This is a genomic window from Streptomyces sp. R44, assembly GCF_041053105.1.
Classification (GTDB): Bacteria; Actinomycetota; Actinomycetes; order Streptomycetales; family Streptomycetaceae; genus Streptomyces.
Window position 1 is genome coordinate 960,306 of record NZ_CP163444.1, and the last position, 16,838, is coordinate 977,143.

Genomic DNA, 16,838 nt, shown 5'->3' on the forward strand with positions numbered 1-16,838 from the left:
GGACATGGCTCCGATCCCTTCTGCCCGGTTGATCGAGGCACAACCGAGCCCCGAGAGCGGGTGGTTGCCCAGGCAGTCAGATCCAGGGTTGATCCATTCCGAGCGGCTCGATCAATGAGTCGACCGCGGGTCCCAGGACCCGGTCAGGTCCCGTACACCCGCGAGCCCTGGCCCTCCGTCAGGCACCGTGCACTCCACCACAGGCGTAGCTCGAACCCCGCGGGCGGCTCGACGAAGCGTGCAGCGGAAGGGCGTACGGCAGCCAGCTCTGCCAGGGCGTACGCCCGGATGTCGTGGCCGCAGCCCGCCACCGTGTGCCAGTGGCCGGCCTCCAGCACGATTCCGTACGGCATCAGCGTCCGTTCCGTCCCGTCCGAGCATGCGGCCCGTACCGCCGTCGACTCCTTCACCGCCTGGGTCAGTGCGGGGAGAAGCTCCGTGCCGGGGGCCGCCGGCTCCCACGACGTCGCGTCCAGCAGGAAGCGCTGGCCTATTCGGGCGGCCCGCTCGCCCATTCCCGGCGGTAGCGCCGCGGCCATCTTCAGGCGGGCGGCCATCGCCTCCGCGCCGAAGCCAAGGTCCGTCGCCGGTCCCTGAGGCGGGAGCATGAACAGCGTCTCCGCCTCGCAGTCCGTGAGGCCGGTCAGCCTGCTGCGGTAGCCGTCCACCAGCCGGTAGCCGCCGTCCAGCCCGCCGTGGCCGTACACCGGCACCCCAGCCGCCTGCAGCGACGCGATGTCGCGGTACACCGTCCGTACGGACGTCTCCAGCTCCTGCGCGAGCTGCCGAGCCGTCATCCGGTCCCGGGTCTGCAGCAGGAGCTGCATCGACAGCAGACGGCTCGCCCGCACCCTGAACTCCCCTCACCGGCCGACAACCGGTAACCCGTCCCCTGACCACGCTCCAGACTGACACAGGATGGCAGTCGGTCCCGCCTACCGTCCAAACATGACCTACCACCCGAAGCACATACGCTCCCTCCCCCCGCTCACGCTCCGCGGACGGCAGATGAAGCTCTACCACGTGACCAACGAACCCGGCACCGAACTCCCCGCCGAGATCACCGACGCCGCTCATGCCGCGGCCGCGGAGATGGTCGTCGCACCCGACGACGGAACCCCGCCGGTGGGCTGGCTGGTCCTGCACCAAGGGCGCGACGCGATGTACCTGTGCGTCTACAGCTGGGTCTGGGACAACGTCGTACTCACCCGTACCGCCTCCGCGGGCGAGCCCCATCTCGGCGGCACCGCTGGCGATTTGAGCCGTTACGTCGTCAACACCGAGCCGTACACCGGCTGCGTCTGGGAGCTGCCGGTCCTGGGCCACGAGCGCACGTCCTTCGTCCGGCACATTCTGCAGCCCCCGGCCCCCGACATCGCGGCCTACCTCGCCGATGCCCTCGCGGACGGGCCGACGGACCAGCCGCTGGCCGACACGGTGCGCTGACCGGGCCGTCTTTCGGATCTTGCCGGATCCCACGTCGTCCCGCACGCCGATCGCTCACACCGGACGACGCTTCTGAGGCGTACGGCTCCGGCGGCGACGGATTCGCCGTGCAGGATGCCAACAACCTCGTCATCTGGCCGTTTCCGCGCCGGCATAGCCCGCAGCTGACCGAACTCGGCTCTCGCCGAGGGGACTCTGCTCGCATCGACGTATGCGCCATTCGCCCGTCTTCTGAGAGGAATCATGCAAAAGATATCGAGGCTCTTCGCCTTCATCGGTGCCATCGCCCTGGCCATCGGCATCACTGTCATCGGCAGCAGCCCGGCGTCAGCCTGGGAAGGGGTCGGGTACCAGATCCAGAACAAGGCGACCGGCCTGTGCCTGACCGGGACGTCCGACACACCGACCGCCATCAACCCGGTGTACGAGGCACCTTGTGGCAGCAAGCCTACGCAGTACTGGGGCAACTGGACGAACATGCTGGTCCTGCTGGACTCCGGCGCGTACAACATCTGCCTGACCGCGAACAGTTACGGCGACCTGTACACCACGGGCTGTCAGGCCGACGGTGACACGGGTTGGAGCTACGGTGGCCAGGGATGGAAGTACGGGACGCTCGAGGGCGACTACACCACGCTCTACAGTGGCGGCCCGGGTTGCTACGTGCAGGCACTTTCCGGCCCCGCCTACTGCATGAAGGGCTTCACCGGAGACGACAAGCAGTTCCGGTTCATGGAGATCAACCTCAAGTACATCACCGACTCGGATGACAACGGGCGGGTGCGGTTCGCGGACTTCGACGGTGACGGCAAGTCCGACTACATCACCCTCGCGAGTGGTGGCGCGGTGTCGGTGTGGCTGAACCGGGGCGGCGACGGGCACGGCGGCTGGCAGGAACTCGGACAGATCGCCACCGGCGCCACCAACGACCGGACCCGGGTGCGGTTCGCGGACTTCGACGGTGACGGCAGGGCCGACTACCTCGTGATCGCCGACAGTGGCGCGGTGTCGGTGTGGCTGAACCGGGGCGGCGACGGGCACGGCGGCTGGCAGGAACTCGGACAGATCGCCACCGGAGCCACCAACGACCGAAGCAGAGTCAAGATCGCGGACTTCGACGGTGACGGCAAAGCCGACTACATCAGGGTCGCCGACAGTGGCGCGGTGTCGGTGTGGCTGAACCGGGGCGGCGACGGGCACGGCGGCTGGCAGGAACTCGGACAGGTCGCCACCGGAGCCACGCGCTACCAGACCCGCGTGCGGCTGGCCGACTTCGACGGGGACCGCAAGGCCGACTACGCCACCATCGGCGCGAACGGTTCTGTGCAGGTGTACCTCAACCGGGGCGGCGACGGCCGCGGCGGCTGGCAGGAGCTCGGACAGGTCGCCGCCGGCGTCACCACCGAGCAGAGCCGGGTCAGGTTCGCCGACTTCACCGGCGACGGCCACGCCGACTTCATCCTCACCGACGTCAAGAGCGGCGCCACGAGCGTCTGGGCCTGGAACGGCGGCGACGGCCGCGGCGGCTGGCAGCAGCTCGGACAGGTCGCCACCGGCGTCGCGATCGGCTGATCGGGCGCGCGAGGCCAGGTCCGAAGAAGCCCGTGGCCTCCACCCTGCCGGCGCCGGCATCCGTGTCGCTCGCTACCACTTTGCCGGCGTCGGCGGACGACTGGTTCGGGATCGCAACGACGTCATCAACCCCAACGGCTCCCTCACCACCGACCTCAACAACGACGGTGACGGACACGGCGGCTGGAGCGATTACGGCCGGACCGCCACCGGAGCATCAACCACCAACCCCGCCTCTCCCAATCATGGAATCATCACATGAGACGTACGATCCCGCTCGGCTGGGCGGTTGCGATCACAGGGGCCCTTGTGTCCTTCGGCTCTCCGGCCTCGGCCGCCACCCCGCCGCCGCCCGCGCCACTGAGGGTGATGCCCCTCGGCGACTCCATCACAGCCGGCACCGGCAGTGAGACCGGAGCCGGGTACAGGCTCCCGCTGTGGAACATGAGTGCGACGCAGTCCCGCTACACAGTCGACTTCGTCGGCTCGGCCGGGTCGGCCGGCGTACCCGACCCCGACAACGAGGGACACAGCGGAGCGCGCATCGGTGACATCCGCGCCTCGGTCGACACCTGGCTCACCGCCGCGGCTCCCGACGTTGTCCTGCTCCACATCGGCATCAATGACCTCGACAAGGACCCGGATCCCGACAAGCAGCGCGCGGTCACCCGGGCGGCCAACGCCTTCTCCGATCTCGTCACGCGCATCGTGCAGGACAAGCCGAACGTCACCGTCCTGGCTCAAGGCCTGATCCCGACCACTGGCGGGCTGCAGGAACAGGCCGCGAGCTTCAACACCAAGATCAAGGCACTGCAGTACACCACCTTCGCCGGCAAGAAGTACCGCTACCTCGAACCCCCCGCTCTGTCGGGGAACGAGATGTTCGACCGGCTGCATCCCAGCGACTTCGGCTACGCACGCATGGCCGGCATCTTCCACGACGGACTAGAGAACGCGGTCACCGCCGGCTTGGCCGAACGCCCCACCGCCCCGCGTGCAGGTTCCGAGGCCGGCTGGGGCCGGGTCAAGTGGGCCGACTTCGACGGCGACGGCCGCTCCGACTACATCACGGTCAATACCCTCGGCGCGGTAAGCGTCTGGCTGAACCGTGGGGGCGACGGTCACGGCGGCTGGGAGGAGTACGGGCAGGTCGCCACCGGCGTGACCGGCGACTCCACGCGTGTACGTTTCGCCGACTTCGACGGCGACGGCAGAGCCGACTACATCCTGATCGGTGACACCGGTTCGGTCACCGTGCACCTGAACAAGGGCGGTGACGGTCACGGCGGCTGGAAGAAGATAGGCCAGGTCGCCACCGGCACCACTTCCGATGCCGACCACGTCAGGTTTGCGGACATCGACGGCGACGGCAAGACCGACTACACCACCTTCAGCCCACGCGGGGCGCTGTCCGTCTACCTCAATCGCGGCGGCGACACCTCCGGCAGCTGGACGCCCTACGGACAGATCGCCACCGGAGTCACCGGCGACCTCAGCCGCGTCCGCATCGCCGACTTCGACGGCGACGGCCGCGCAGACTACAACGTCATCAACACCAGCGGATCGCTCACTACGTACCTCAACCGCGGTGGCGACGGCCATGGCGGCTGGGACGAATACGGCCAGGTCGCCACCGGCGTCACCAACGATCAGAACTCGGTCGTCCTCGCCGACATCACCGGCGAAGGCCGCGCCGACTACCTCCACACCAACCCCGACGGCTCCATCGAGGCGTACCTCGACGACGGTGGAGACGGCCACGGCGGCTGGATCCCCTACGGCCAAATTGCCACTGGAGCATGAACCCAGCAGTGCTCGTCGCGCACATACGTGACGGCCACTCACCTGCGCGGCTGGGGCGGAAGCGCGGTCCCTGGGGCATGGGATTCCGGGGTTGGTGGCCCCGTACCGACGACGCCCAGTTCGGACCTGCCCCGCGCCGGGTCTTGGCGCGGGGCAGGTCCCGTGCACGACTTCCGTGAAGTCGAGCCGATCCTCGGCGTTCGAGGTCGGCGCTGCTGGTGAACCGGCAGGTCGGCGGCTCACATCAGAGGCGGGTGCGAGGCAGGCCGGCGTCGTTTCACGGAGACCGTGCCAGAACCATCTCTCGCGAACAAAGCCAGAGCGGCTTCGCACGAGTTTGGGGCAGCGTTTGTACACCACTCCGGGAGGCGCTCTTGGACCAACACGTCGGTGCCCGCCGAGACGGCTCAGCGGACACCGATCCAGATGTGCGACTGCGTGGATTCAGGAGGCTGCGGCGGCCTTCTGAATCCGGGGGACGAAGACCTGCGCGAGAGAATGGGCCGTGGCGGGGTCCAGGGAGCTGCCTTCGCCTTCCAGCGTGATCTCGGCGACGACCGTGCCCAGGCACATGGTGAGGTGGAGACCGTCGAGGCCGCCGGCGTTTCGGTAGTACGCGTGGCTCTCGACGCCGGGAACCGGCGGTACCTGCGCCTTGGTGTACTTGGCCGACCAGTTCTTCTCCTTGCGGCAGGCGTCCTGGGCGGCCTTCTTGTCCGCGAAAGCCGTGATCTCGAAGTCGGCTTCCTCACCGAACGCCTCGAAGTTCGCATCGCCGCGCGCGATTCTGGCGCACTCCCAGTCGGTGTCCGAAGCGCACTGCCCCGCAGGCTTGGGCTCCTCTTCGATGCGTGCGCTCGCGTCTCGCGGAGTCCAACCAGCCATCGACGCCGGGTCGGGCAGCGCCTGCTTGAACCTCTCTTCGGTCGTGAAGACGGTGCCGAAGTCCGCCTTGCCGCCTGCCGAGCCGCCCGAGCCTGATCCGGTTCCGGCACTGTCCCCGGCGGGCGGTTTCGTCGTCGTGTCGGAGCCGGCCCCACAACCGGTGGCGAGGGCCGCCAGCGTCACCAGCACCACTGCACCCGAACCCATGCGAAACCTCAAGACTGCACTCCCCGTTATCCGTTGCTCACCAGACCACCGATGCGACGGTCTACCGCTACAGCGGATGATCTTGACAGCCGGATTCTCGGCGATCAAACACACGTACCCTTGCACACCCGCTCTTGGACGAGCCGGAACACGACTGTGCCCCCGCAGGTCACTTAGGTTCTAGTGGGGCGGAGCGGTCGGTCTCGCCGGTGCCGGCCAGGGCCCGGCTGGCGTCGAAGGTGACGTAGGCGGCGAGGGCGAAGAAGGAGATGGTGGTGATCCGCGGTGTGGACTTCTCGCGGGCACCGCGCACAGCGTGGCGGCCCCGGCGCCCTTACTGAGGTGAGTCGCCGGCGTTGGCAGCCCTGTCCCGGCGGTCTGCGAGGGTGGCGGGGGAAGGTTGTGCCTGGGGGCCGGCGGGGATGGCTGCCAAGCTGGCGAGGAGCTTGAGCCGGTCTTCGTCGGGAGAGCCCGGTTCGGCGGTGTAGATGGTCAGGGAGTGCGCCTCGCGGGTGGACAGGGGCAGGTCCAGCGGCTGGTAGGTGAGTTCCAGGGGCCCGGCGTCGGGGTGGTTGAAGGTCTTGACGCCGCCGTGGTGGATGCGGACGTCGTGGGCGGCCCAGCGGGTGCGGAACTCGGTGCTCAGGGTGGACAGCTCTCCGATGAGTTCCCGCAGTGCCTTGTCGTTCGGGTAGCGGCCGGCCTCGGCGCGCAGCAGGGCGGTGGTGAGGGTGACGGCTTGGTCCCAGTCGGCGACGAAGTGCCGCGCGCCCGGGTCGAGGAAGTAGTAGCGGGCGCAGTTGGGGCGGCCGCGGTCGTCGGCCGTGTCGCTGTTGAACATGGGTGACAAGACTGCCCGGGCGAGTGCGTTGGTGGCGACGATGTCGAGTCGTCCGTTGGTGACAAAGGCCGCGGACAGGGTCATGGAGTCAAGCAGCCACTGGACGCGGGGCGGGACGTCGACGGCCTTGCGGCGCCGGGGTGCGCGGCCGGCCGGCTGGGCGGCTCGGGCGAGGTCGAACAGGTAGGTGCGTTCGTCGTCGTCGAGGTGGAGTGCGCGGGCGACCGCGTCGAGGACGTCTTCGGACACGCCGTTGATGTGGCCCTTCTCCAAGCGGGTGTACCACTCGGTGCTGACGCCGGCGAGAACAGCGACTTCCTCCCGCCGCAGGCCGGGCACACGGCGCCGACCGCTGGTGGGCAGCCCGGCCTGCTCCGGTGTGATCCTGGCGCGTCGGCTGGCCAGGAAGTCCCGGATGTCGGAGGCGTTGTCGGGTCGCTTGTCCATGCCTTCCACGGTAGGCACGCGGCGTGGATATGGGAGGTGGAGCTTGTACCCCCTATAACCGCGACCTTCCTGACCTGCGTGAATACGGGTTCTCTGGGATGCACGACCCCGCAGTGACAACCCTTGGAGACCCCACCATGCAAGGAGCGACCCTCCACGCCCCCATCGACGAACGTGTCGCGGAACGGCCACCTGCCTCGCGCCGGCTTCCCGGCGTGGTCTACGTACTCGCTCTGGGGACGTTCCTGATGGGTACGACCGAGTTCGTGGTGGCGGGTCTGCTGCCGGAGATCGCGGGCGACCTGCAGGTGAGCGTGGCCCGTGCGGGTCTGGCGATCACCGTGTTCGCGGTCGGGATGATCATCGGTGCGCCGCTGATGTCGATGCTGACCCTGCGACTGCCCGCCCGGTGGACGCTGGTGCTGGCCCTGGGCGTCTTCGCCGCAGGACACGTGATCGCCGCCGTCGGTGACGGCTTCGGGCTGCTGCTGGCCGCGCGGTTCCTGACCGCGCTGGCGACCGGGGCGTTCTGGGCGGTGGCGAACGTCGTGGCCACCAGGGCGGCCGGCCCGGCCGCGAGCTCGCGCGCCGTGGGCGTGGTCGGGTCCGGTGCCATGCTCGCCAACGTCGTCGGCGTGCCGCTCGGCGCGTTCGCCGGACAGCTGATGGGCTGGCGCGGACCCTTCTGGATACTGGCCGTCCTGGCGCTGGCCGCGATGGCGCTGATCGCGCGTTCGGTCCCGAACGGGCCCCGCGGCGGTCAGCCGGCGTCGATCCGCGCGGAGCTGTCCGCGCTGCGCTCGGGCCGGCTCTGGCTGGTGCTGGCGGCCTGCGCCACCACGAGCGCCGGCGTGCTGGGCACGTACACCTACATCGCTCCGCTGCTGACCGACCGGGCGGGGATCGCCGCGGGTCTCGTGCCGCTCGTCCTCGTCGGATTCGGCGCCGGAGCCCTGGCCGGCTTCCTCGTCGGCGGCCGAGCCGGCGACGCCCGCCCGTACGCGACCACGATCAAGGCCGCGGCGTCGGCCGCAGTGGTCCTGCTGGCGCTCGGCCTGCTGTCTGCCTTCGCCGTCCCGACGGTGGTGCTGGTCGCCCTGCTCGGCCTTGCCGGGTTCCTCGGCACTCCGGTCCTGATCGCCCTCGGCGTCCGTTTCGCGGGCAAGGCCCCCACCCTGGGCTCGGCCCTGACCGTGTCGGCGTTCAACCTCGGCACGGCGGCCGGTTCCTGGATCGCCGGGCTCACCCTCGACACGCCCTTCCAGGCCGCCGGGCCGGCCGTGGTCGGCGCCGTCATGGCCGCTCTGGCCCACGTCCCCACGATCACCATCGCACTCATCCAGCAGCGCCGCAGCCGCCCCGCCCTCGGCTAGCGCACCAGCTGCGAGACCGCAGGACGGCGACACCGCAACGCCACACGGGAACATTTCCCTTCATTTCGCAGGAAGCCGTGCCTTCCTGATCACACACAGGCGCCCCAGGCGCCGGAAACACGAAGCAAGGAGAACCACCATGCGTGGAGTAGTCATGCACACCGCCGGAGACGTCCGGGTCGAGGACCGCGACGACCCGCAGATCATCGAGCCGACCGACGCGATCATCCGGCTGACCGCGACCTGCGTCTGCGGCTCCGACCTGTGGCCCTACCGCGGCATCGAGCCCGCCGACCGCACGGCCATGGGTCACGAGTACGTCGGCGTCGTCGAAGAGGTCGGATCCGAGGTCGAGACCGTCAAGGCCGGTGATTTCGTCGTCGGGTCGTTCGTCATCTCCGACAACACCTGCGAGATCTGCCGCTCGGGCTACCAGTCCGGCTGCGTCCACCGCGAATTCGTGGCGGGCACGATCGGCACCCAGGCCGAGAAGGCCCGCATCCCGTACGCGGACGGCACCCTCGTCGCCACCCCCGGGCAGCCGGACGAGGACCTGATCCCCTCGCTGCTGGCCGCCTCCGACGTACTCGGCACCGGCTGGTACGGCGCCGTCGCCGCGGAAGCCGGCCCCGGCAAGACCGTCGCGGTCGTCGGCGACGGAGCCGTCGGCCTGATGGCGATCCTGGCCGCCGAGCAGCTGGGTGCGGAGCGCATCATCGCCATGTCCCGCCACCCCGAGCGCCAGAAGCTGGCCCGCTTCTACGGCGCCACCGACATCATCGAGGAACGCAGCGACGCGGGCGTGGCAAAGATCAAGGAGCTCACGGGCGGCCTCGGCGCGCACTCGGTCGTCGAGGCCGTCGGCACCCGCGAATCCACCATGCAGGCCATCGGCGCCACCCGCCCCGGCGGCCACATGGGCTTCGTCGGCGTCAACTACGACGTCCACATCCCCGGCTTCGAACTGTTCCTCGCCGGCATCCACATGGAAGGCGGCCCCGCCCCCGTCCGCCGGTTCCTGCCCGAACTGATCCAGCTCATCTGGGACCGCAAGATCGACCCCGGAAAGGTCTTCGACCTCGAACTCCCACTGGAACAGGCCGCCGAGGCCTACAAGGCCATGGACGAGCGCCGCGCCATCAAGGCCCTCCTGCGCCCCTGAGTCTTCCCGGGCGGCGCCTTCCGGCGGGGGCGCCGGACAAGTCTTCCGGCACGCCTGGACGTGGCGCCCCAGCGTGCGGCTGCTTCGAGCTGGAGCAGGTTGAGTCCGGTTTCCTTGACGAGCTGTTCCTGGTCGAGGCAGCTGCCGTCCCATCGGGTGCCGTCGGGTCCGCCCTGGGACAATTGAGCTCGGGAGTCGACCGAACGCCGAACGCCTCTCCTCCGTCGTGATCGCCAGCACCCGCCAGGGTTTCCGCCGAGTCGGCGACGGCTCCGTTGAGCAGCGGAAAGGACGGACGCCAAGCCGATGGAACCGAGCATTGACTACAAAGCGTTGTTCGTGGCGACGCCCAGTCCGTATCTGGTGCTGGATCCGGGCCTGGTGATTGTCGACGTCAACGAGGCGTACCTGCAGGCCACCGGGCGGAGCCGACAGGACCTGGTCGGCCAGTACGTGTTCGATGCCTTCCCGGACAATCCGGCGGATGCGAATGCGGACGGGGTGCGGAACCTGAACGCCTCGCTGCGCCGGGTCCTGGAGTCGAGACAGCCGGACACGATGGCGGTTCAGAAGTACGACATCCCCGTGCCGTCCCGAGCCTGGACGTTCGAGGAGCGGTGGTGGTCGCCGATCAACACCCCCGTCCTCGGGCCGGATGGGCAGGTGGCGTGGATCATCCACCGGGTGGAGGACGTGACTGAGTTCGTCCGTTCCCGCTCACCCGGTTCTGTGGGAGGACCTCTGGGACGGCGGGAGGCGATCGAGGCCGAGCTGTACGCGCGGGCGAGGGAGCTGCAGCGGCTGAATGCGGAACTGCGGCAGGCGCACGCGCGGGAACGGCGGGTCGCCGTCACCCTGCAGGAAGCCATGCTGCATTCGCCCGACCTGAACCGGCACCCCGATATCGCGGTGCGCTACGTGCCGGCGGTCGGGTCGCTGAACGTGTGCGGCGACTGGTACGACGTCGTCGATCTGCCCGACGGCGCCGTCGCCGTCGCCGTCGGCGACGTTGTGGGCCACGGTCTGGAGGCCGCCACCGTCATGGGCATGCTCCGCAGCGCGCTGAGCGCCGCCGTCAGAGCCCTGCACGAACCGGCCAGGGCACTGGAGGTGCTCGGCCTCTACTCCCGCTCCGTCGAAGGCGCGCTGGCCACCACCGCCGTCCAGGCCGTCATCGACACCAGCCGCCATCAGATCGCCTACAGCAGCGCCGGCCACCCACCGCCCGTCCTGCTCCACCCCGACGGCACCTGCGACCTGCTCGACCAGGCCACCGACCCCCCTCTCGGCGCGCGCCCCGACCACGTCCCGCGCCCGCAAGCCGCCCTGCCCTACACCCCGGGCGATCACCTGGTGCTGTACACGGACGGCCTCATCGAACGCCGCGACCGTGACATCGACGCCGGCCTGCAACAGCTCACCGACACCCTCGCCAGCCATGTCGGCATGAGCCCCGAGCGCCTCGCGGACGCCGTCCTGGCCCGCCTCGGCGTCGCCGGCGGCGTCCGCGACGACATCGCCCTCATCACCGTGCGCCTCTGACCGCGCCAGAGGCGGCGCGATCAGTCGGCCGGCGTCCCACGGTCTTGGTGGTGTGGTCACGCTCTGCAGTTGGATGCGCCGGTCTGGCCGGGACCGGGGTTGGTGCAGCTGTTGTTTCCGGCGCCGCCATCGTTGGTGTTCGTGCCGGCGCCGCCGTCGAGGACGTCGTTGCCGTTGTTGCCCTGGAGGGTGTCGTTGCCGTCGCCGCCGAGGATCCGGTCGCGGCCGTCGCCACCGATGAGGGTGTCGTCGTCGCTGCCACCGTTGATGTCGTCGTTGCCACCGCCGCCTTCGATGCGGTCGTTGCCGGCACCGCCGTTGAGCGTGTCGTTGCCCGAGCCGCCGCAGATGAGGTCGTTGCCGCCTTGGCCGTTGACGACGTCGTTCCCGCCGAGCGCGAAGATCACGTCGTCCATCGGGGTGCCGGTGAGGACGTCGTTGCGGCTGGTGCCGGTGATGGTGGGCGTGGCGGTCGCACAGTCCATGGGGGGCACCGTGTAGGTGATGGTCACCTGCGCCGGGCCCGCGGCGGGTCCGGAGTTACCGGCCGGCGGGACGAGGTTCGACCCACCCCCGCCGCCGCCGGGCCCGAAGGTGCCGTCGCTGTTGATCTGTACGCAGCCCCCGCCCCCGCCGCCGCCGAACCAGCCGCCTCCGCCTGCGCCGCCGTAGGGATCACCGCCGGTGCCGCCGGTGCCGGCCACACCCGGGCCACCGGCCGTGCTGCCCGCGGCGCCGCAGGCGGCTCCGCTCGCCCCGCCTGCGGTCTGGGTTCCGCCGCCTCCCCCTGCGCCGCTGTTCGGCCGGTCGCCGCCGGCCTGCCCGCTGTCTCCAGCGGCTCCGCCGGTGGCCTGGGGAACGGAGAACACCCCGCCTTCGCCGCTTCCGCCGCCACCTCCGCCGCCCGCGACGATGAGGCGGGGGTCGGTGGCGGGCACGCCGGTCAGGACACAGGCCATATCGGTCGAGCTACAGGTGCGGACGTCGCTGGAACCGCCGCCGGCACCGCCCGGGGGGAAGCCGGCGGGGGTGCCCGCGCCGGTGGCGACGTTGACGTAGAGGGTGGTGCCCGGCGTGGCGGCGACGGTGCCGCTGACGGTGGCGCCGATCCCGCCCGCGCCGCCGCCGTTGGACCCGTTCTGACCCGTGGCGCCGGTGGCGGTGATGTCGAGCTGGGTGACACCGGCCGGGACGGTGAAGGTCTGATTGGCGCCCGCATTGAAGGTGACGGTCACGGGCGCCGCCGCGGCGGTCGTCGCCGTGGGCACCACCAGCGCCACCGCAGGAAGGGCCGCCGTGGCGAGCAGGAGCGCAGCGCGTCGCCGCCGCGGTCCTCCGCTTCCGTCTCGTCGGAACGCCGCGTGGAGCGGGGTCAGTCTCACGATCGTGACTCCTCGACAAAGGCCGCAGCGCCAAGGGGGCGCCGCGGACGCCGGTTGATGCTCCCGCCCCAGTGCGGGACCACCCGCCGATCAAGCCACACCGCCCCACGGCAGCCCATTGACACACCGCCACACGACGCCGCCGTCCACCAGCCAGCCGTCAAAGACTCACCCAGGCGGCCCGCCCGGGCGATCTCCGGGCCGCGCGCTCAAGGCCAAGGGCGTCCCCGCCCCGGAGATCGCCCGGAAGCCTGTCATCAAGTCCGGCAAGAACGCCGGGAAGGCCCCTCGCTGCCCCCGTCTACCGCGCGTTCGCCGCCGCCGAGGAAACCACTGCCGCTGGCCAGGCCGGGCAGGACGAGGACGGCACACAGCCCCGGCGCCCGCTCGCTCAGGGCCCGCACGTTGCGGCATCTCGCATCGACAGCCGAGGCCCCCGGTCCGCCTGGGCCGGCGAGAGCGCGCTCGCTCGGAATCAGCCTTGCCCACGTGACCTTCGCGGCGGCAACGTCGATACTGCCGAGGACGGGAATCCCCACCACCACCTACGGAATCACTACGAGTAGCTGACATACCGTCATTGAAGTCAGCATCAGGTCAGCGCCAGTATCGGCAGAAGGCTCCCTCGGTCGCTACTCACCTCCAAGATCATCTATTCCGCTGAACACGATCTGACCTGCGACGACCCAATAAGTGCACCCCTCCACCCAATCCCGAGGAGACACCCGTGAGGATGCTGATCAACGTTCCGGAGACCGTCGTCGCCGATGCCCTGCGGGGGATGGCCGCGGCGCATCCCGAGTTGACCGTGGACGTGGAGCGGCGTGTCGTGGTGCGGCGGGACGCGCCCGTGGCGGGGAAGGTGGCGCTGGTGTCCGGTGGCGGGTCCGGGCACGAGCCCTTGCACGGGGGGTTCGTGGGGCCCGGGATGCTGGCGGCCGCCTGTCCCGGCGAGGTGTTCACGTCGCCCGTACCCGATCAGATGGTGCGGGCCGCGGCCGCCGTCGACAGCGGGGCGGGGGTGTTGTTCGTGGTCAAGAACTACACGGGTGACGTGCTGAATTTCGAGATGGCCGCGGAGCTCGCCGAGGACGAGGGCATCCAGGTCGCCAAGGTCCTGGTCGACGACGACGTGGCGGTGACGGACAGCCTGTACACGGCGGGGCGGCGCGGGACCGGGGGCACCTTGTTCGTGGAGAAGATCGCCGGGGCCGCCGCCGAGGAGGGGCTGCCGCTGGAACGGGTCGAGGCGATCGCCCGGCGGGTCAACGAGCGGTCCCGCTCCTTCGGGGTGGCCCTGAGCGCCTGCACCACCCCCGCCAAGGGCAGCCCGACCTTCGATCTCCCCGAGGGGGAACTGGAGTTGGGGATCGGCATCCACGGCGAGCCGGGCCGGGAGCGGCGGGCCATGATGACCTCGCGGGAGATCGCCGACTTCGCCGTCGACGCCGTCGTGGAGGACCTGCGCCCGTCCGGGCCGGTCATCGCCCTCGTCAACGGCATGGGAGCGACCCCGCTGCTGGAGTTGTACGGGTTCAACGCCGAGGTGCAGCGGGTGCTCGCCGAGCGGCACGTGCCGGTGGCCCGCACGCTCGTCGGGAACTATGTGACCTCGCTCGACATGGCGGGCTGCTCGGTGACCCTGTGCGAGGTCGACGAGGAACTGCTGCGCCTGTGGGACGCTCCGGTGCAGACGGCCGCGCTGCGCTGGGGCCGGTGAGACGGGGATGGTCATGGGGAGTGACGGTATGACGGAGACTTTCGGCGCCGGGTTCCTGGTGCGCTGGCTGGCCGCGGTGGCCGAGGACGTCGACCGGGAGGCCGACCGGCTCACCGAGCTGGACTCGGCGATCGGCGACGCCGACCACGGCGCCAATCTGAAGCGGGGGTTCGCCGCTGTGAGGGAGGCCCTCGAAAAGGAGCCGCCGAGCAGTCCCGGCGCGGTGCTCACCGCCGCCGGACGGCAGCTGATCTCGACGGTCGGCGGCGCTTCGGGTCCCCTGTACGGGACGCTCCTCCGGCGCGCCGGGAAGACACTGGGCGAGGACGCCGAGGTCACCCGGGCGCGGCTGGCGGAGGCGCTCGACGCCGGTGTGGCGGCCGTGTCGCAGCTGGGCGGTGCCCAGGTGGGCGACAAGACGATGCTGGACGCGCTCGTGCCGGCCGTGGCGGGGCTGCGGAGCTCGTACGGGGCGGCCCGCGCCGCCGCCGAGGAGGGCGCCCTGGCGACCGTACCCCTCCAGGCGCGCAAGGGCAGGGCCAGTTACCTCGGGGAGCGGTCGATCGGGCATCAGGATCCGGGCGCGACCTCGTCGGCGCTGCTGTTCGCCGCGCTCGCCGAGACGGCCGGGGCGGAGGGAGTGGCATGAGCCCGTCCCCCGTCGGCATCGTGCTCGTCTCGCACAGCGCGGCGGTCGCGGCGGCCGTCGCCGAACTGGCCCGGGGCCTCGCGGGCGGCGGCGACCTGGCGCCGGTGCTGCCCGCGGGCGGCACGCCGGACGGTGGGCTCGGGACGAGTGCCGAGCTGATCTGCGAGGCGGCGAAGGCCGTCGACCGGGGGGCCGGGGTGGCGCTCCTGGTCGACCTGGGCAGCGCGGTCCTCACCGTGAAGGCGCTCCTCGCGGAAGGCGACGAACTGCCCGAGGGCTGCCGCCTGGTGGACGCGCCGTTCGTCGAGGGCGCGGTCGCCGCGCTGGTGACGGCGAGCGCCGGAGGGGACCTCGACGCGGTGGCGGCCGCGGCCTCGGAGGCGTACGCCTATCGCAAGGAGTGAGGGCGCCGCAGGCGTGTGCGGGGAGTGACCGGGAGGCCGCGCCGGGTGGCGACCGTGTTGTGATCGAGCAGGTCAACGCATTAGTGTCGCAGGGCCTTGGTGTACGGGAAACCGGTGCAGTACCGGTGCGGCCCTCGCCACTGTGATCGGGAGGTCCGGCTCCACCCCCGCGGGGAACACCGCGGGGAAGCCACTGGACCGTCGCGGGAGACCGCGGCGGTGTGGGAAGGCGGAGTCGGGCCGTATGACCGTCAGCCAGGAGACCGGCCAGGGTGCGTTGTCCATCCACGAGGTGCTGGAGAGGGTCTACCCACCATGCATATAGCCGAGGGGTATCTGCCCCCTGTGCACGCCGCCGCCTGGGGCGTCGCGGCCGCGCCGTTCGTCGTCCACGGGGTGCGCGCGCTCACCCGCGAGGTGCGGTCGAACCCCGAGTCCACCCTGCTCCTCGGCGCCTCCGGTGCCTTCACCTTCGTTCTGTCGGCGCTCAAGCTGCCCTCCGTCACCGGTAGTTGCTCCCATCCGACCGGTACGGGTCTGGGCGCGATCCTGTTCCGGCCGCCGATCATGGCGGTCCTCGGCACCATCACCCTGCTCTTCCAGGCCCTGCTGCTCGCGCACGGCGGGCTGACCACGCTCGGTGCGAACGCCTTCTCGATGGCGATCGTCGGGCCGTGGGCGGGGTACGGGACGTACCGGCTGCTGCGGCGGTTCGGCGCGCCTCTGATGGTGGCCGTCTTCTTCGGCGCGTTCGTCGCCGACCTGTCCACGTACTGCGTCACCAGCGTCCAGCTGGCCCTGGCGTTCCCCGACCCCGGCAGCGGGGTGCCCGGCGCGCTCGCCAAGTTCGGCGGGATCTTCGCCGTGACCCAGATCCCCCTCGCGGTGAGCGAGGGCCTTCTCACGGTGCTCGTGATGCGGCTGCTCACGCAGTCCAGCAAGGGAGACCTGACCCGGCTCGGTGTGCTGGGCGGGGCGCGGACGGAGCGACACGAGGAGGCGGCGGCGCGATGAGCCGGAACGCGAAGATCAACGCGCTGCTGCTGCTCGCCGTCGCCGCGCTCGCGGTGCTGCCGCTGGCGCTCGGGCTCGGCGACCACAAGGAGCAGCCCTTCACCGGCTCCGACGGCGAGGCAGAGACCGCGATCACGGAGCTCCAGCCGGACTACAAGCCGTGGTTCAGCCCGCTGTACGAGCCGCCGTCGGGCGAGATCGAGTCGGCGCTGTTCGCCCTCCAGGCGGCGCTCGGCGCCGGCGTCCTGGCGTACTACTTCGGCCTGCGTCGCGGCCGCCGGCAGGGCGCGGCCGCGGCCGAGGCAGCCCGAGCGGCGGGACCGGACGGGGCGCCCAAGGACGACGGTGCTTCCAAGGCCCCCTCCTCCGACGGTTCGGACGCGTAGCGCCG

General features: G+C 70.6%; 15 protein-coding genes, 1 pseudogene and 1 riboswitch. Of the genes and pseudogenes, 11 read left to right on the forward strand and 5 right to left on the reverse strand.

Annotated elements, in window-relative coordinates; all coding sequences use genetic code 11:
• Nucleotides 1-143: 143 nt before the first annotated feature.
• Complete coding sequence (locus tag AB5J54_RS04630; RefSeq protein WP_369142595.1) at nt 144-851, reverse strand: helix-turn-helix transcriptional regulator; 708 nt, start codon at nt 849-851, stop codon at nt 144-146.
• A 97-nt stretch (nt 852-948) separates the two neighbouring features.
• Here AB5J54_RS04630 and AB5J54_RS04635 point away from each other — a divergent pair, with 97 nt between their 5' ends.
• The 3 genes from AB5J54_RS04635 (at nt 949) to AB5J54_RS04645 (ending at nt 4,821) form a co-directional block, all read left to right on the forward strand.
• Nucleotides 949-1,446: a hypothetical protein gene (locus tag AB5J54_RS04635; protein ID WP_369142596.1), complete on the forward strand. Its 498-nt coding sequence runs from the start codon at nt 949-951 to the stop codon at nt 1,444-1,446.
• 243 nt (nt 1,447-1,689) lie between these two features.
• Nucleotides 1,690-3,018 carry an FG-GAP-like repeat-containing protein gene (locus AB5J54_RS04640; protein WP_369142597.1) on the forward strand — a complete coding sequence of 443 codons (1,329 nt, stop codon included), beginning with the start codon at nt 1,690-1,692 and terminating at the stop codon, nt 3,016-3,018.
• 369 nt (nt 3,019-3,387) lie between these two features.
• Nucleotides 3,388-4,821, forward strand: a complete 1,434-nt coding sequence (locus AB5J54_RS04645) for an FG-GAP-like repeat-containing protein (protein ID WP_369149218.1) — start codon at nt 3,388-3,390, stop codon at nt 4,819-4,821.
• Nucleotides 4,822-5,265: 444 nt separating this feature from the next.
• Here AB5J54_RS04645 and AB5J54_RS04650 read toward each other — a convergent pair whose 3' ends face one another.
• From AB5J54_RS04650 to AB5J54_RS04660, 3 genes and pseudogenes are all read right to left on the reverse strand, one after another.
• Nucleotides 5,266-5,925, reverse strand: a complete 660-nt coding sequence (locus AB5J54_RS04650) for a hypothetical protein (RefSeq protein ID WP_369142598.1) — start codon at nt 5,923-5,925, stop codon at nt 5,266-5,268.
• A 178-nt stretch (nt 5,926-6,103) separates the two neighbouring features.
• A pseudogene (locus tag AB5J54_RS04655) lies at nt 6,104-6,232 on the reverse strand (cation transporter); the annotation flags it as partial.
• A gap of 15 nt (nt 6,233-6,247) precedes the next feature.
• A complete protein-coding gene (locus AB5J54_RS04660) occupies nt 6,248-7,201 on the reverse strand; it encodes a helix-turn-helix domain-containing protein (protein ID WP_369142599.1) in 954 nt (317 codons plus the stop codon).
• 248 nt (nt 7,202-7,449) lie between these two features.
• Here AB5J54_RS04660 and AB5J54_RS04665 point away from each other — a divergent pair, with 248 nt between their 5' ends.
• The 3 genes from AB5J54_RS04665 to AB5J54_RS04675 all read left to right on the forward strand — a co-directional run bounded on the left by AB5J54_RS04665 (nt 7,450) and on the right by AB5J54_RS04675 (nt 11,278).
• Nucleotides 7,450-8,574: an MFS transporter gene (locus tag AB5J54_RS04665; protein ID WP_369142600.1), complete on the forward strand. Its 1,125-nt coding sequence runs from the start codon at nt 7,450-7,452 to the stop codon at nt 8,572-8,574.
• A 139-nt stretch (nt 8,575-8,713) separates the two neighbouring features.
• Nucleotides 8,714-9,736: a zinc-dependent alcohol dehydrogenase family protein gene (locus AB5J54_RS04670; protein WP_369142601.1), complete on the forward strand. Its 1,023-nt coding sequence runs from the start codon at nt 8,714-8,716 to the stop codon at nt 9,734-9,736.
• Between the two features lie 306 nt (nt 9,737-10,042).
• Nucleotides 10,043-11,278: a PP2C family protein-serine/threonine phosphatase gene (locus AB5J54_RS04675; protein ID WP_369142602.1), complete on the forward strand. Its 1,236-nt coding sequence runs from the start codon at nt 10,043-10,045 to the stop codon at nt 11,276-11,278.
• Between the two features lie 56 nt (nt 11,279-11,334).
• Here the strand turns inward: AB5J54_RS04675 and AB5J54_RS04680 are convergent, their stop codons facing one another.
• The gene (locus AB5J54_RS04680) at nt 11,335-12,660 is read right to left on the reverse strand and encodes a calcium-binding protein (RefSeq protein ID WP_369142603.1); all 1,326 of its coding nucleotides are present in this window, start codon (nt 12,658-12,660) and stop codon (nt 11,335-11,337) included.
• 727 nt (nt 12,661-13,387) lie between these two features.
• Here AB5J54_RS04680 and dhaK point away from each other — a divergent pair.
• The 5 genes from dhaK (at nt 13,388) to AB5J54_RS04705 (ending at nt 16,833) form a co-directional block, all read left to right on the forward strand.
• A complete protein-coding gene (gene dhaK / locus AB5J54_RS04685; RefSeq protein ID WP_369142604.1) occupies nt 13,388-14,380 on the forward strand; it encodes a dihydroxyacetone kinase subunit DhaK in 993 nt (330 codons plus the stop codon).
• Nucleotides 14,381-14,408: 28 nt separating this feature from the next.
• The gene (gene dhaL, locus AB5J54_RS04690) at nt 14,409-15,029 is read left to right on the forward strand and encodes a dihydroxyacetone kinase subunit DhaL (RefSeq protein ID WP_369142605.1); all 621 of its coding nucleotides are present in this window, start codon (nt 14,409-14,411) and stop codon (nt 15,027-15,029) included.
• Nucleotides 15,026-15,433 carry a PTS-dependent dihydroxyacetone kinase phosphotransferase subunit DhaM gene (locus AB5J54_RS04695; protein WP_369142606.1) on the forward strand — a complete coding sequence of 136 codons (408 nt, stop codon included), beginning with the start codon at nt 15,026-15,028 and terminating at the stop codon, nt 15,431-15,433. The genes dhaL and AB5J54_RS04695 overlap by 4 nt, the downstream gene beginning before the upstream one ends.
• Before the next feature lie 80 nt (nt 15,434-15,513).
• Nucleotides 15,514-15,720, forward strand: a riboswitch (cobalamin riboswitch).
• A gap of 28 nt (nt 15,721-15,748) precedes the next feature.
• Nucleotides 15,749-16,447, forward strand: coding sequence for an energy-coupling factor ABC transporter permease (locus tag AB5J54_RS04700; protein WP_369142607.1), 699 nt, complete (start codon nt 15,749-15,751; stop codon nt 16,445-16,447).
• Nucleotides 16,444-16,833, forward strand: a complete 390-nt coding sequence (locus tag AB5J54_RS04705; RefSeq protein WP_369142608.1) for an energy-coupling factor ABC transporter substrate-binding protein — start codon at nt 16,444-16,446, stop codon at nt 16,831-16,833. Before AB5J54_RS04700 ends, AB5J54_RS04705 begins: the two co-directional genes overlap by 4 nt.
• Nucleotides 16,834-16,838: the final 5 nt, after the last annotated feature.